Consider the following 13428-nt stretch of genomic DNA (forward strand, 5'->3'; position numbering starts at 1 on the left):
GATGCGCCGCCAGCAGTTGGACATCCAGCTGAAGACTCCGGAGCAGATCGACCGGATGCGCGCCGCCGGCCTGGTGGTCGCAGACGCCCTGGCCCGGATGCGGGCGGCGATCGCCCCCGGCGTCTCCACCGCCGACCTGGACGCCATCGCCGCGGAGACGATCCGCGACGCCGGCGCTGTCCCGTCGTTCAAGGGCTACCACGGCTACCCGGCGACCATCTGCTCCTCGGTCAACGAGCAGGTGGTGCACGCGATCCCGGCCGCTGGGCAGGTGCTGCGCGACGGTGACGTCATCTCGGTCGACTGCGGGGCCGTACTGGACGGCTGGCACGGCGACGCGGCCTTCACCGCTCCGGTCGGGGAGGTACGTCCGGAACTGCTGCGGATGATCACGGTCGCCCAGGACGCGCTGTGGGCCGGGATCGCCGCTGCGGCGCGCGGTGCGGTCAGTGGCCGTGGCCGGCTCACCGACATCTCGTACGCGGTGGAACGGGCGATCCGGGCGGGCGGCCGGTACGGCATCGTCGAGGGCTACGGCGGCCACGGGATCGGCACCGAGATGCACCAGGACCCGCACGTGCTCAACTACGGACGGCCGGGCAAGGGCCCGCGCCTGGTCCCGGGGATGGCGTTGGCCATCGAGCCGATGATCACCGAGGGGTCGGCCCGCACCGACGAGCTGGCTGACGGCTGGACGGTGGTGACCCGGGACGGGTCGATGGCGGTGCACGTCGAACATTCGATGGCGCTGCTGCCGGACGGCGTCTGGGTGTTGACCGAGCCGGACGGCGGCCGCTCCCGGCTCGGCGATCTGGTGACCGCCCGTCAGCCGGCCAATTCCCGACGCTGACCCGGGGCCTGCCCCGGCTCCGGCCGCTCTCTGGTCAGGTCCGGTGCCGGTCTGGTCGGGCTGGCACCGGGGTGTCAAGCTGGTAGCCATGGATCGGCGGGACGAGATGCGGGCGGCCGACGCCGACCGGGAGGCAGTGGCCGAACGGTTGCGCAACGCGCTGAGCGAGGGTCGACTGGATCTTGCCGAGTTCGACGAGCGGTTGCAGCTGGCCTACGCGGCGAAGACGTACGGTGATCTGGACGGACTGCTCGACGATCTGCCACCGGTGACCGCCGCCGGACGCTCGCAGTTGGTGCCGATCGTCGCTGACGGGCTGCCCGCCGAGTTGACTCCCGGCCCGGACGGCCGCTATCCCGGTGCGACCCGCCGGTGGCTGGTCAACGAGTGGGACGGGTACGGGACGGCGGTCGGGATCACCATCGCGATCTGGGCGGTGACCTGCGTCATGAGTCAGGACCTGCTGTACTTCTGGCCGGGCTGGGTGGCCGGCCCGTGGGGCGCGGTGCTGCTGGTGACCACCGTGCTGGGTCTGATGAAGGGCGAGCCGCAACAGTGGGCGGCCAAGCAGGCCCGGAGGCACCTGGCGAAGCAGGAGAAGGCGGAACGCAAGCGGCTCGAGCACGAGTCCGGCGGGGCCGATGGTCCAGCCCCGGGCCAGGGGTAGCCAGGTAGCCACCCGGCCGCACACACCGGAGGCCGCGCGGTCGGCCGGCGGTCGAAGGCCTGACCGGCTCACGGCGGTAGAAGGCCTGACCGACGGCCGGCGGGTTGCCGGTAAACTCCCTGCTCCTGCTGCTTTGTCGGGTATGCTGACCTGCGGCAGCGCGCGGTTTGCTGTCCGCGTGACAACCCGCGTACACTGATAGATCGGCGCACAGCGTCCACTCCAGCGTGCCTGCTCTGCGCTTCGGCAGGCCGTGTCTGATCGGGTGTCGCCTGGGTTTCCGTAACCCGGACCGAGCCCGTCGTCAGACGTCTGGAGCCGCGGCTGGCGCGGTCGAATCGGTACGGTCGGCAGGCCGGACGGGTCCGTCCGCGAATGGTGTTGTGAGCCGATCCCGAGCAACCGACGTCAGGACAGCGGAGGACATGCCGAAAAAAGACGGGGCCATCGAGATCGAAGGTCGAGTGATCGAGCCACTACCGAACGCGATGTTCCGGGTGGAGCTCGCCAACGGCCACAAGGTGCTGGCTCACATCAGCGGCAAGATGCGGCAGCACTACATCCGCATCCTGCCCGAGGACCGGGTCGTCGTCGAGCTTTCGCCGTACGACCTCACCCGCGGGCGCATCGTCTATCGCTACAAGTAACCGCCTGACGGCGGCCGGGGCGTCCCGTGTCCGTCCTCAAGCCCGCACCGTGTATGCGGCCGGGCGTCAACGGAAGTAAGGCACACCGTGAAGGTCAAGCCGAGCGTCAAGAGGATCTGCAACAAGTGCCGGGTGATCCGCCGGCACGGCCGGGTGATGGTCATCTGCACCGACCCCCGGCACAAGCAGCGCCAGGGCTGACCCCGAGCCGACCGGCAGGAGCCGGGCCGGCGACGGGGCGGTTCAGGCGGCCGATCGCACAACAGCACATGCTCGTTCCAGCCGCGAGCACCCGGTGACCATGTCGCCGTGTCCGTGGCGCAACCCCCGGTCGGAGGCCGGGGCCCGGCATGCCGGCCCGCCCAGGTGGGTGGTCGGCGAGGGCAGCCGGGGTGGGGCGGGCTCAGACCTCCGTGCACACCACTTGAGGAGTACGCCCGCACATGGCACGTCTAGTCGGCGTGGATCTGCCCCGCGAGAAGCGGATGGAGATCGCGCTCACCTACATCTTCGGGATCGGCCGGACCCGTTCGATCGCCACGCTTGCCGCGACTGGCATCGACCCGAACAAGCGGGTCCGGGACCTCACCGACGAGGAGCTGGTCCAGCTCCGGGATCACATCGAGGCCAGCTTCAAGGTCGAGGGTGATCTGCGTCGGGAGGTTGCCGCAGACATCCGCCGCAAGGTGGAGATCGGCTGCTACGAGGGCATCCGGCACCGCCGCGGGTTGCCCGTGCACGGCCAGCGCACCCGGACCAACGCCCGGACCCGCAAGGGCCCGAAGCGGACCGTCGCCGGCAAGAAGAAGCCGGGCAAGAAGTAGTCCTGGCCGACGCCGGGCTCGCCCGGATACCTCGATCGTTCAATAGGAGCGCAGAAAACTTATGCCACCGAAGGCTCGCGCTGGAGCCGCTGTCAAGAAGGTCCGGCGCAAGGAACGCAAGAACGTCGCCCACGGGCAGGCGCACATCAAGAGCACCTTCAACAACACCATCGTCTCGATCACCGACCCGACCGGTGCGGTGATCTCCTGGGCCTCCGCCGGCCAGGTCGGTTTCAAGGGCTCCCGCAAGTCGACGCCGTTCGCCGCGCAGCTGGCCGCCGAGGCCGCCGCCCGGCGGGCGATGGAGCACGGCATGCGCAAGGTCGACGTCTTCGTCAAGGGCCCCGGCTCCGGCCGGGAGACCGCAATCCGTTCGTTGCAGGCCGTCGGCCTGGAGGTCGGGCAGATCTCCGATGTCACGCCGCAGCCGCACAACGGGTGCCGTCCGCCGAAGCGTCGCCGGGTCTGAGAGGTTAGGAAGAGATGGCTCGTTACACGGGTGCTGACTGCCGCCGTTGCCGGCGGGAGAAGATGAAGCTGTTCCTCAAGGGCAGCAAGTGCGATGGGCCGAAGTGCCCGTTCGAATCCCGGCCCTTCCCGCCCGGCCAGCACGGCCGTGGTCGGACCAAGGAGACCGAGTACCTCCTCCAGCTGCGGGAGAAGCAGAAGGCCCGCCGGGTGTACGGCGTGCTGGAGAAGCAGTTCCGCGGCTACTACGAGGAAGCAGTGGCCAAGCAGGCGAAGACCGGTGAGGTGCTGCTGCAGATCCTGGAGTCCCGGATTGACAACGTCGTGTACCGGGCTGGCTACGCCAAGTCCCGGGACATGGCGCGCCAGCTGGTCAAGCACGGGCACTTCATGGTCAACGGCAAGAAGGTCGACATCCCCTCGTTCCGCGTCAAGGAGCACGACATCGTCGAGGTGCGGACGAAGTCGAAGGAGCTGACCCCGTTCCTGGTCGCCCAGGGCGAGGCCGGTTCCAAGACCGTCCCGGCCTGGCTGGAGGCGATCCCCAGCCAGATGAAGATCCTCGTGCACTCCATGCCGGCGCGTCAGACGATCGACACGCAGGTTCAGGAGCAGCTGATCGTCGAGCTCTACTCGAAGTGAGCCACCCCCGTCGACGGGGGGTCGCGGTCGACCGGCGTCACCGACGTACGGCACCGGCCCGGCCCCCGTCGATGGGCGCACGACCGACGGGCGTCATATAGCGGTCGCCCCGACCCAAGGAGAAGTACGTGCTCATCAGCCAGCGGCCGACTCTGTCCGAGGAGTCGATCAGCGACACGAGGTCCCTGTTCACCATCGAGCCGTTGGAGCCGGGTTTCGGCTACACGCTCGGCAACTCGCTGCGGCGTACCCTGCTCAGCTCCATTCCGGGCGCGGCGGTCACCAGCATCAAGATCGACGGCGTGCTGCACGAGTTCACCACGATCCCCGGCGTCAAGGAGGACGTGGTCGAGCTGGTCATGAACGTCAAGGAGCTGTGCGTCAGCTCCGAGCACGACGAGCCGGTCAGCATGTACCTGCGCAAGCAGGGCCCCGGTGACGTGACCGCCGGTGACATCCAGCCGCCGGCCGGGGTCTCGGTGCACAACCCGGACCTCAAACTGGCCACCCTCAACGGCAAGGGCCGCCTCGACATGGAGCTCACCGTCGAGCGGGGCCGCGGGTACGTCACCGCCGCGCAGAACAAGCAGGCCGGTGCCGAGATCGGCCGGATCCCGGTCGACTCGATCTACTCGCCGGTGCTCAAGGTCACCTACCGGGTGGAGGCGACCCGGGTCGAGCAACGGACCGACTTCGACCGGCTGATCATCGACGTCGAGACCAAGGCGTCGATCGGGCCGCGTACCGCGCTGGCCTCGGCCGGCTCCACCCTGGTCGAGCTGTTCGGTTTGGCCCGCGAGCTGGACGAGACCGCGGAGGGCATCGACATCGGGCCGTCGCCGCAGGACGCCCAGCTGGCCGCCGACCTGGCGCTGCCGATCGAGGAGCTGGACCTGACCGTACGGTCGTACAACTGCCTCAAGCGCGAGGGCATCAACAGCGTCGGCGAGCTGATCGGGCGGACCGAAGCGGACCTCCTCGATATAAGGAATTTCGGTCAGAAGTCGATCGACGAGGTCAAGATGAAGCTCGCCGGGATGGGGCTGGGTCTGAAGGACTCGGCGCCCAACTTCGACCCGGCACACGTCGTGGACTCCTTCAGCGAAGCCGACTACGACACCGACGACTACCGCGAGACCGAGCAGCTGTAACGCCGGCTGCCGCCACCACTGAGGAGCACCAACCATGCCCACGCCCACCAAGGGCCCCCGCCTCGGCGGCAGCCCCGCGCACGAGCGGATGATGCTGGCCAACCTGGCCACCTCGCTGTTCCGGTACGGCAAGATCAAGACCACCGAGACCAAGGCGAAGCGGCTGCGTCCCCTCGCGGAGCAGCTGATCACCAAGGCCAAGCGGGGCGACCTGCACTCGCGCCGTCGGGTGCTGACCGTCGTGCGGGACAAGGACGTGGTCTTCGAGCTGTTCGACCAGATCGCGCCCCGGTTCGCCAACCGTCCGGGTGGCTACACCCGGATCGTGAAGACCGGACCGCGCAAGGGCGACAACGCCCCGATGGCGATCATCGAGCTGGTCGAGGAGCTGGTGGTGACCACCCCGGCGCCGGCCAAGGCCGACCGTCGGGCGGCCGCCCAGCAGGACAAGGTCGAGGCGCTCGCCGGTGCCGACGAGGCACCGGCCGCGCGTACCGACGCGGACACCGCGGCCGACCAGGACGCCGAGCCGCCGGTGTCGGCCTCCGGTGACACCGACACCGCTGCCACCCAGGCCGCCGCAGGCGACAGTGATGCCACCCAGGCCGCCCCGGCCGGCGAAGGCGACAACAAGGCCTGAGCCGCCGCCGAAGGCGACGACACGGCCTGAGCCGGCGAGGAGCACAACCGGTGGGACCCGGCGCTGCGACAGCAGCGTCGGGTCCCACCGTCTTTCCGGCAACCACGCGACACAGGAGGATCAGGTGCGGCAGGGGTACGTCCGGCTGCGGCTCGATGTCGCGTACGACGGCACCGACTTCTCCGGCTGGGCGGTGCAGCCGCAGCGGCGGACCGTCGCCGGGGTGCTGACCGAGGCACTCGACCGGGCGTTCGGGCCAGGCGTCGCACTTGGGCTGACCGTGGCCGGGCGTACCGACGCGGGGGTGCACGCCACCGGCCAGGTGTGCCACCTCGACGTGCCGGCCGAGGTGTGGAGCGAACGGTCCGCGACGCTGCTGCGCCGGTTCGCCGGTACGCTGCCCCGCGACGTCCGGGTGCGGGCGGTCACCGAGGTGCCGGCCGACTTCGAGGCCCGGTTCGCGGCCACCTACCGGCGGTACGCGTACCGGGTCACCGACGCCCCGTACGGTGCGGAGCCGCTGCGCCGGCACGACACGCTTGCCTGGCCGCGTCCGCTCGACCTGGCCGCGCTGAACGCCGCCGCCGCCCTGCTGGTCGGCGAGCACGACTTCGCCGCGTACTGCCGGCGCAAGGAGCATGCCACCACGATCCGGCAGATCACCCGGCTGGACTGGCACCGGGACCCGGACGGGACACTCATCGGCACCGTACAGGCGGACGCGTTCTGCCAGGCGATGGTGCGCAGCCTGGTCGGGGCGATGCTGTTCGTCGGTGACGGCCGCCGGCCGGTCGACTGGCCGGGCAGCCTGCTGACCCGGCGGGAACGGTCCAGTGAGGTCACCGTCGCCCCGCCGCACGGGCTCACCCTGGTCGAGGTCGGCTACCCCACCGACCCGGCCGGGTACGCGGCCCGCGCCAGCGTCACCCGCCGGCTGCGGCTACCGGCGGCCGACTGACGGCCGGTCACCGAGCTGCTGCGGCGTCAGCCCCCGCGTCGGCCTCGTTCGGTGCCGCGTCGCCGTCGGCCGCTGCGGGATCGCCGTCGGACCCGGCCGGCTCGTCCGCTGCTGCCGGTTGCACCGCCCGCTTCTCCAGCACGTTCGCCTGCAGGTGCAGTTGCAGCATGTCGAAGAGGATCTGCCGGGCGTACGGGTCGTCGGCGGGCACCGGTTCGCTGTCGGCGCGGGCGATCACGCAGTACATCAGGAAGTGGCCGAGCGAGTGCCAGCCGACCTGGGCGGAGGAGAGCGCGATCGCCTCGGTCCCCTCGTCGGCGATCATGCCCTGAAAGCGGCCCTTCTCCTCGTCGACCATCGGTTTTATCCGGGTGTGTGCCCATTCCGCGCCGGAGGCGTCGGCCAGGTTGAACACCCCGGTGGTGATCAGATACTCGCCGGTCGGTGACCGTAGCGTGCCGCGGACCACCTGGTTGCAGCCGAGCTCGTCGAGCAGGGTGCCGATGTCGCCGGCGACCGCCGCCCGGCAGCGCTCCTCGATCTGGGTTTTCAGCAGCCGGTACGGCGGCTCGGCCGGGTCGATCACGATGTCACCGGTCGGGAAGACCTCCTCGACGGTGAGCGGCTGCGGATCGGCCTCCCGGGAGCTGATGTCCCGGGGGACCACGGTCGGTGCCGCCGCCGGGGCACCCGCCGCCGCCCGCCCGTTACGTTCGTCCACGACGATGAAGTACGAGCTAAGCCCGCAGACGCCGAGCATCAGCAGGACGGCGACACCGCTGATCACGACCTGCCACAGCTTCGTCGACGACCACACTGCTGCGGCCGGCCCGGGCGGTCGCCGGCCGTGAGGTTCAGTGGGACCGCCGGTCGGGGGTCGACGCGGTCGGGGGGTCCTGCCCGGCGGCGGGGCGGTGCCCGGCCGCCGGCGTCCGGCCTGACGACGTGTCCTGGGACTCCGAGGCGATCCGGGCGCGGTAGGTCCGCCGCCCGGCGGCGCGTCGCCCGCCGGGCTCGGTGCGGCCGGCGGCGGGAATGCCTGCGGGGGCGGGGATACCTGCGGCGGCCGGAATGCCTGCGGCGGTGGCACAGCGTAGTGTGCCGGGCCGGCACCGCGCTGCGGCGGCGCGACGCCCGGCGGTGGCACGGCGTAGCGCGCCGGCCCGGTGCCGCGCGGTACGGCGTAGTGCGCCGGCCCGGCACCCGACGGCGGTGCGGCAGGCGGCGGCCAACTCGGCCGCCCCGGATGCGGTTGGGGCTGGGCGCGGGGATGCGGTTGGGGCTGGGCGCGGGGGTGTGCTCCCGGCGGCGGCTGGACCCCGGGGCGCGGTCGCGGTGACGGCTGCCCACCGGGGTGTGCTCGGGGTATCGGCTGGGGCCGGGGGCGCGGTGGCGTCGGCGGTACACCGGCGGACCACGGCGGCCGAGCCGATTGATCGGGTCGAATCGGCCGGCGGTCCGCGCCGGATTCGTACCCGTACGTCATATCGCACAGGGTAACGGACGGATTGGGGGGAGAGCTGCCGGTCAAGACTTGCATCAATTGAAGACCGGGCATAAGCCACATCGATCATGGTGACCGCCGTCAACGCCGTACCCCGGGTTGGGCGACAATGCCCCGGTGACCGGCGACCACTACTTCAGCCCGCAACCCGGCACCGCGGACGTACGGTCGGAGATCGAGTTCACGGTGGCCGGGCGCGACTACCCGCTGACCGCCGCCGCCGGGGTGTTCTCCGCCGGCCGGCTCGACCCGGGCACCGCCGTACTGCTGCGTAAGGCCGACCTGCCCGCGCCGACCGACCCCGGTCCCTTCCTCGACCTCGGCTGCGGGTACGGCCCGATCACCTGCGTGCTGGCCGACCAGGCACCGGCCGCAACGGTCTACGCGGTGGACGTCAACGCCCGCGCCCGCGAGCTCACCCTGCTCAACGCCGGCCGGATCGGCGTCGCCGACCGGGTCCGGGTTGCTGATCCGGACCGCGTGCCGTCGGAGCTCACCTTCACCCAGCTGTGGTCCAACCCGCCGATCCGGGTCGGCAAGGCGGAACTGCACGCCCTGCTCGCCCGCTGGCTGCCCCGCCTCGCCCCGGGCGGCGTCGGCTGGCTGGTCATCGCCCGCTACCTGGGTGGCGACTCGGTGCAGCAGTGGCTGCGGGAGCAGGGCTGGCAGGTGGATCGGCACGCCAGCCAGAAGGGCTACCGGGTGCTGCGGGTCACCCACCACGCCGACTGACCGCCACCCCGGTTCGCCAGTGCCAGTGCCAGTCGCTCACCCGGCGGCGCGAATCTCAGCTGCCGACGACAGGCCCGATCAGGCACCATGCCGGGGTGGGATACGTGGACGTGGCCGCGGTGGGGCACACCCTGCCGGATGGTCGGGAGCTCTTTGCCGACGTGTCGTTCCGGGTCGGCGAGGGTGCCAAGGTGGCACTGGTCGGCCCGAACGGCGCCGGCAAGACGACGCTGCTGCGGATGGTCGCCGGTGACCTGCCGGTGGCCACCGGAGCAGTCGCCCGCGCCGGCGGGCTCGGCGTGATGCGGCAGTTCATCGGCATGATCGGCGACGACCGTACCCTCGCCGACCTGGCACTGTCACTCGCCCCGCCGCCGCTGCGGGCCGCAGGAGAACGGCTCGCCGCCGCCGAACGGGCCGTGCACGCCGCAGAGGCCGCCGGCGCGACCTCGGCCGCCGCCGAGAAAACCCAGATCGGGTACGCCAACGCCCTCGCCGCCTGGGGCGAAGCCGGCGGCTACGAGGCCGAGGTCGTCTTCGACACGGTGGCCACCGCAGTGCTCGACCTGCCGTGGGACCGGGTCCGTGACCGTCCCGTCCGGACACTCTCCGGTGGACAGCAGAAACGGTTCGCGCTGGAGCTGCTGCTGCGCGGCACCGACGAGGTGCTGCTGCTCGACGAGCCGGACAACTTCCTCGACGTACCCGGGAAACGGTGGCTGGAGCAGCGGCTGCGCGAGTCGACCAAGTCGGTGCTCTACGTCTCGCACGACCGGGAGCTGCTGGCCCAGACCGCCGACCGGGTGGTCGCCGTCGAAGGCGGCTCCGCCTGGACCCATCCGGGCGGCTTCGCCAGCTGGCACTCCGCGCGGGTCGCCCGGCACGCCCGGCTGGAGGAGCAGCGCCGCCGGTGGGACGAGGAGCACGAGAAACTGCGCGAACTGATGCTGATGTACAAGCAGAAGGCGGCGTACAACGACGGGTTGGCCTCGCGGTACCAGGCCGCGCAGACCCGGCTGCGCAAGTTCGAGGAGGCCGGCCCGCCGCCGCTGCCGCCGAAGGACCAGTCGCTGCGGATGCGGCTGTCCGGCGGCCGTACCGGCAAGCGGGCGGTGATCTGTGAGCAACTGGAGCTGGATGGGCTGACCTACCCGTTCGACCTGGAGATCTGGTACGGCGACCGGGTCGCGGTGCTCGGCGCCAACGGCACCGGCAAGTCCCACTTTCTGCGGTTGCTGGCGCGGGGCGGCACCGACCCGGACCCGGCGGCCGGCCCGATCGCCGGCGCGACGCTCGCCCCGGTGGCCCATGACGGCATGGTCCGGCTCGGTGCCCGGGTCCGGCCCGGCCACTTCTCGCAGACCCACGACCGGCCGGAACTGCTCGACCAGACCCTCGCCGACGTACTGTGGCGCGGCGACGACCACCGCGACGGGATGGACCGGCACGCGGCGATGGCCGTGCTGTCCCGCTACGACCTGGCCGGCCAGGGCGACCAGCGGTTCGGCACCCTCTCCGGTGGCCAGCAGGCCCGGTTCCTGGTGCTGCTGCTGGAGCTGTCCGGCGCCACCCTGCTGCTGCTCGACGAGCCGACCGACAACCTGGACCTGGCGTCGGCGGAGGCGCTGGAGGAAGGGCTGAAGGCCTTCGAGGGTACGGTGATCGCGGTCACCCACGACCGTTGGTTCAGCCGATCCTTCGACCGGTTCGTGCTGTTCCAGGGCGACGGGGAGGTGGTCGAGGTCCCCGAGCCGGTCTGGGACGTACGCTGACCGACATGGCTGAGATGATCTACCGCCGGTTGGGTGACTCCGGGCTGATGGTGTCGGCGGTCGGGGTCGGCTGCAACAACTTCGGCCGCAAGCTGGACGCGGCCGGCACCCGGGCGGTGGTCGACGCCGCACTCGACGCCGGGATCACCCTGTTCGACACCGCCGACATCTACGGCACCCCGCACGGCGGTTCCGAGGAGCAACTCGGGGCGGCGCTGCGCGGCCGCCGCGACGACGTGGTGCTGGCCACCAAGTTCGGCATGGACATGTCGGGGATGAACGGCGTCGACCACGGGGTACGTGGCTCCCGGCGGTACATCATGCGGGCCGTCGAGGCGTCGTTGCGCCGACTCGGCACCGACTACATCGACCTGTACCAGTTCCACGAGCCGGACCCGGTTACCCCGATCGAGGAGACCCTGCAGGCCCTGGACGACCTGGTCCGCGCCGGCAAGGTCCGCTATGTCGGGTGCTCGAACTTCGCCGGCTGGCAGATCGCCGACGCCGCGTGGATCGCGCGTACCGCCGGGTTGTCGCCGTTCGTCAGCGCGCAGAACGAGTACAACCTGCTGGACCGGCGGGTCGAGCAGGAAGTGGTGCCGGCCTGCCGGCGCTTCGGCCTGGGACTGCTGCCGTACTTCCCGCTCGCCGACGGGCTGCTGACCGGCAAGTACCGCCGGAGCGAGGCGCCGCCGCCGGGTAGCCGGCTGGCCGGCGAGAGCAGCCGGTACGCCGCCCGACTCGGCGGAGCGCCGTGGGACGTCATCGAGGCCCTCGACGCGTACGCCGCGAAGCGGGACCTGTCGCTGCTCGCGGTCGCGATCGGCGGCTTGGCCGCGCAGCCGGCCGTGGCGTCGGTGATCGCCGGGGCGACCACCCCCGAGCAGGTACGGGCGAACGCCGCCGCCGGGACCTGGCAGCCCGACGCCGCCGACCTCGCCGAACTGCGGTCGATCCTGCCGGAGCACGCCGGCCCCGGCGGCTCGCTGAGCTGACCGCCACTGCCACTCATGGCGCCGAGAGCTCACGGTGCCGAGAGCTCATGGTGCCGAGGGAACCCACATTGTTGTCTCGGGGCCGTTTTGACGACAATGACGGTTCCCTCGAGCTGATCCGCGTCACCGGCCGCCCCGCGCACCGCCCAGGGGCGATGCGGGGTGCCGCGCCGGGGGAGTGCCGGCAAGGCTGAGCCTCACATGATCCTGACTCCTCGGCTGGACTTCCGCCGATGATCGGGTACCCGCATTGCGTGGCGTGGAGACCGGCTGCGGATCGCGGTGCTTCGTGCCGATTTTCAGGCCAGCCGTCAATCAATGATCAATTAGCGGTTCGGCAATGGCGTCGTGGCGTTGTGGTAGAGATATGTCCACTCGATAGTGACTGTCGTCTGTCGATCATTCCGTCGTCGGTGAGTGGCATACCAGGAGGTGGCAACGTGCCCGCAGCATTGTTGAACTCGTCGGTGCCCCGACGGCAGCTCGGTCGGGAGCTGCGTCGGCTGCGTGAGCGGTTGGCCGGGGTCCCGCAGACCACGGCGGCCCGGGGAGTTGGAGTGGTCGGCGACCAAGCTGCTGCGGATGGAGCGGGGTGAGGTGCCGATCCGCGCCGAGGACGTGGTGCTGCTCTGTGAGCTGTACGGCGCGGACCTGAAGACCGTCGAGGCGTTGGCCGCGTTGGCCCCGAAGACCAAGGAGAAGGGCTGGTGGCACGACTACGCCAGCATCCCGTCCTGGTTCGAGCTGTTCGTCGGCCTGGAGGAGGCCGCCGCCCATCTCCGCGAATTCCATACGGAGCTCGTCTCCGGCGTGCTGCAGACCCGCGAGTACGCAACTGCCGTGTTCAGCGTGAACCAGGATGAAGTGCCTGCGGATGAGATCGAGCGCAGGGTCGAGATGCGGATGCGTCGCGCGCGGTTGCTGACCCGGATGGAGCCCTACCTGCCCAGGTTCGACATCGTGCTCGATGAAGCGATCCTGCGTCGACCGATCGGCAGCGGGCAGATCATGGCCGGACAGTTGCGTCGGCTGGCTCAGGCCGGGGAGCAGCCGAATGTCTCGGTCCGGGTGCTGCCGTTCAGCGCCGGGTTGCACGCCGGCCTGATGGCGCACGGTTCGTTCACTCTTCTTGATTTTCCAGAAGGGAACGAGCCGACGACTGTCTACGTGGAGGAGCTGACAGGAGCTCTGTTCCTCGATCGGCCGGATGAGGCTGAGCGGTACGCTTGGACCTTCACCGACATCGCTGGCCGGGCGCTGAGCGAGCAGGCCAGTCGTGACCTCTTCTGGCGGACCGCGAAGGAGTACGAGTCATGATCGATCTTTCCGGAGCTAGCTGGCGCAAGAGCAGCCGATCAAACAACCAGGGTCAGTGTGTCGAGGTGGCTGACGGGCTGGGTGGGGTCGTCGGGGTGCGGGACTCGAAGGATCCGGCTGGTCCGGTGCTGGTGGTCGCCCCGACAAGCTGGTCACGCTTCGTCGCCGCCGCCAAGGGCGGGGCCCTCACCAGCTGACGGCGGCGGTGCGCCGGCGGCCGGCCGGCGGTGAGCCTGGTCACGGCCGACAGCGGCGGGGCGG

Annotated in this window: 18 protein-coding genes; 16 read left to right on the forward strand and 2 right to left on the reverse strand. The window is 70.7% G+C overall.

Annotation, left to right across the window (positions count from 1 at the left end; genetic code table 11):
• The first annotated feature begins 1 nt into the window (after position 1).
• The 10 genes from map to truA all read left to right on the forward strand — a co-directional run bounded on the left by map (position 2) and on the right by truA (position 6847).
• A complete protein-coding gene (gene map, locus ACN27J_RS24815) occupies positions 2–850 on the forward strand; it encodes a type I methionyl aminopeptidase (RefSeq protein WP_421369915.1) in 849 nt (282 codons plus the stop codon).
• Between the two features lie 88 nt (positions 851–938).
• Positions 939–1517: a DUF1707 SHOCT-like domain-containing protein gene (locus ACN27J_RS24820; RefSeq protein ID WP_421369917.1), complete on the forward strand. Its 579-nt coding sequence runs from the start codon at positions 939–941 to the stop codon at positions 1515–1517.
• A 425-nt stretch (positions 1518–1942) separates the two neighbouring features.
• The gene (infA, locus tag ACN27J_RS24825) at positions 1943–2164 is read left to right on the forward strand and encodes a translation initiation factor IF-1 (RefSeq protein WP_007073013.1); all 222 of its coding nucleotides are present in this window, start codon (positions 1943–1945) and stop codon (positions 2162–2164) included.
• A gap of 87 nt (positions 2165–2251) precedes the next feature.
• Positions 2252–2365 (forward strand): 50S ribosomal protein L36, encoded by a 114-nt coding sequence (rpmJ, locus tag ACN27J_RS24830; RefSeq protein WP_012184307.1) that lies wholly within the window; start codon positions 2252–2254, stop codon positions 2363–2365.
• 242 nt (positions 2366–2607) lie between these two features.
• Entirely contained in the window at positions 2608–2988 is a 381-nt protein-coding gene (gene rpsM, locus ACN27J_RS24835) for a 30S ribosomal protein S13 (RefSeq protein WP_123606127.1), read from the forward strand.
• Between the two features lie 61 nt (positions 2989–3049).
• Positions 3050–3457 (forward strand): 30S ribosomal protein S11, encoded by a 408-nt coding sequence (gene rpsK, locus ACN27J_RS24840; protein ID WP_007073011.1) that lies wholly within the window; start codon positions 3050–3052, stop codon positions 3455–3457.
• Positions 3458–3471: 14 nt separating this feature from the next.
• Positions 3472–4098: a 30S ribosomal protein S4 gene (rpsD, locus tag ACN27J_RS24845; RefSeq protein WP_278173704.1), complete on the forward strand. Its 627-nt coding sequence runs from the start codon at positions 3472–3474 to the stop codon at positions 4096–4098.
• 128 nt (positions 4099–4226) lie between these two features.
• Positions 4227–5249, forward strand: coding sequence for a DNA-directed RNA polymerase subunit alpha (locus tag ACN27J_RS24850; protein WP_278173705.1), 1023 nt, complete (start codon positions 4227–4229; stop codon positions 5247–5249).
• A gap of 34 nt (positions 5250–5283) precedes the next feature.
• Positions 5284–5889 (forward strand): 50S ribosomal protein L17, encoded by a 606-nt coding sequence (gene rplQ / locus ACN27J_RS24855; protein ID WP_421369920.1) that lies wholly within the window; start codon positions 5284–5286, stop codon positions 5887–5889.
• 124 nt (positions 5890–6013) lie between these two features.
• A complete protein-coding gene (gene truA, locus ACN27J_RS24860; RefSeq protein WP_421369921.1) occupies positions 6014–6847 on the forward strand; it encodes a tRNA pseudouridine(38-40) synthase TruA in 834 nt (277 codons plus the stop codon).
• 7 nt (positions 6848–6854) lie between these two features.
• Here the strand turns inward: truA and ACN27J_RS24865 are convergent, their stop codons facing one another.
• Entirely contained in the window at positions 6855–7634 is a 780-nt protein-coding gene (locus ACN27J_RS24865; protein ID WP_421369923.1) for a hypothetical protein, read from the reverse strand.
• Positions 7635–7701: 67 nt separating this feature from the next.
• Entirely contained in the window at positions 7702–8079 is a 378-nt protein-coding gene (locus ACN27J_RS24870; protein ID WP_421369924.1) for a hypothetical protein, read from the reverse strand.
• A gap of 389 nt (positions 8080–8468) precedes the next feature.
• Here ACN27J_RS24870 and ACN27J_RS24875 point away from each other — a divergent pair, with 389 nt between their 5' ends.
• The 6 genes from ACN27J_RS24875 (at position 8469) to ACN27J_RS24900 (ending at position 13364) form a co-directional block, all read left to right on the forward strand.
• On the forward strand, positions 8469–9083 hold the full coding sequence (locus ACN27J_RS24875) for a class I SAM-dependent methyltransferase (protein WP_421369925.1): 615 nt from the start codon (positions 8469–8471) through the stop codon (positions 9081–9083).
• A 95-nt stretch (positions 9084–9178) separates the two neighbouring features.
• The gene (locus ACN27J_RS24880; protein ID WP_421369927.1) at positions 9179–10855 is read left to right on the forward strand and encodes an ABC-F family ATP-binding cassette domain-containing protein; all 1677 of its coding nucleotides are present in this window, start codon (positions 9179–9181) and stop codon (positions 10853–10855) included.
• A gap of 5 nt (positions 10856–10860) precedes the next feature.
• Positions 10861–11850 carry an aldo/keto reductase gene (locus ACN27J_RS24885; RefSeq protein ID WP_421369929.1) on the forward strand — a complete coding sequence of 330 codons (990 nt, stop codon included), beginning with the start codon at positions 10861–10863 and terminating at the stop codon, positions 11848–11850.
• Between the two features lie 440 nt (positions 11851–12290).
• Complete coding sequence (locus tag ACN27J_RS24890) at positions 12291–12446, forward strand: hypothetical protein (RefSeq protein ID WP_421369931.1); 156 nt, start codon at positions 12291–12293, stop codon at positions 12444–12446.
• A complete protein-coding gene (locus ACN27J_RS24895; protein ID WP_421369933.1) occupies positions 12433–13167 on the forward strand; it encodes a DUF5753 domain-containing protein in 735 nt (244 codons plus the stop codon). The genes ACN27J_RS24890 and ACN27J_RS24895 overlap by 14 nt, the downstream gene beginning before the upstream one ends.
• Positions 13164–13364 (forward strand): DUF397 domain-containing protein, encoded by a 201-nt coding sequence (locus ACN27J_RS24900; RefSeq protein WP_421369934.1) that lies wholly within the window; start codon positions 13164–13166, stop codon positions 13362–13364. The genes ACN27J_RS24895 and ACN27J_RS24900 overlap by 4 nt, the downstream gene beginning before the upstream one ends.
• The last annotated feature ends 64 nt before the right edge of the window (positions 13365–13428 follow it).

Source organism: Solwaraspora sp. WMMB762 (genome assembly GCF_049179115.1).
Classification (GTDB): Bacteria; Actinomycetota; Actinomycetes; order Mycobacteriales; family Micromonosporaceae; genus Micromonospora_E.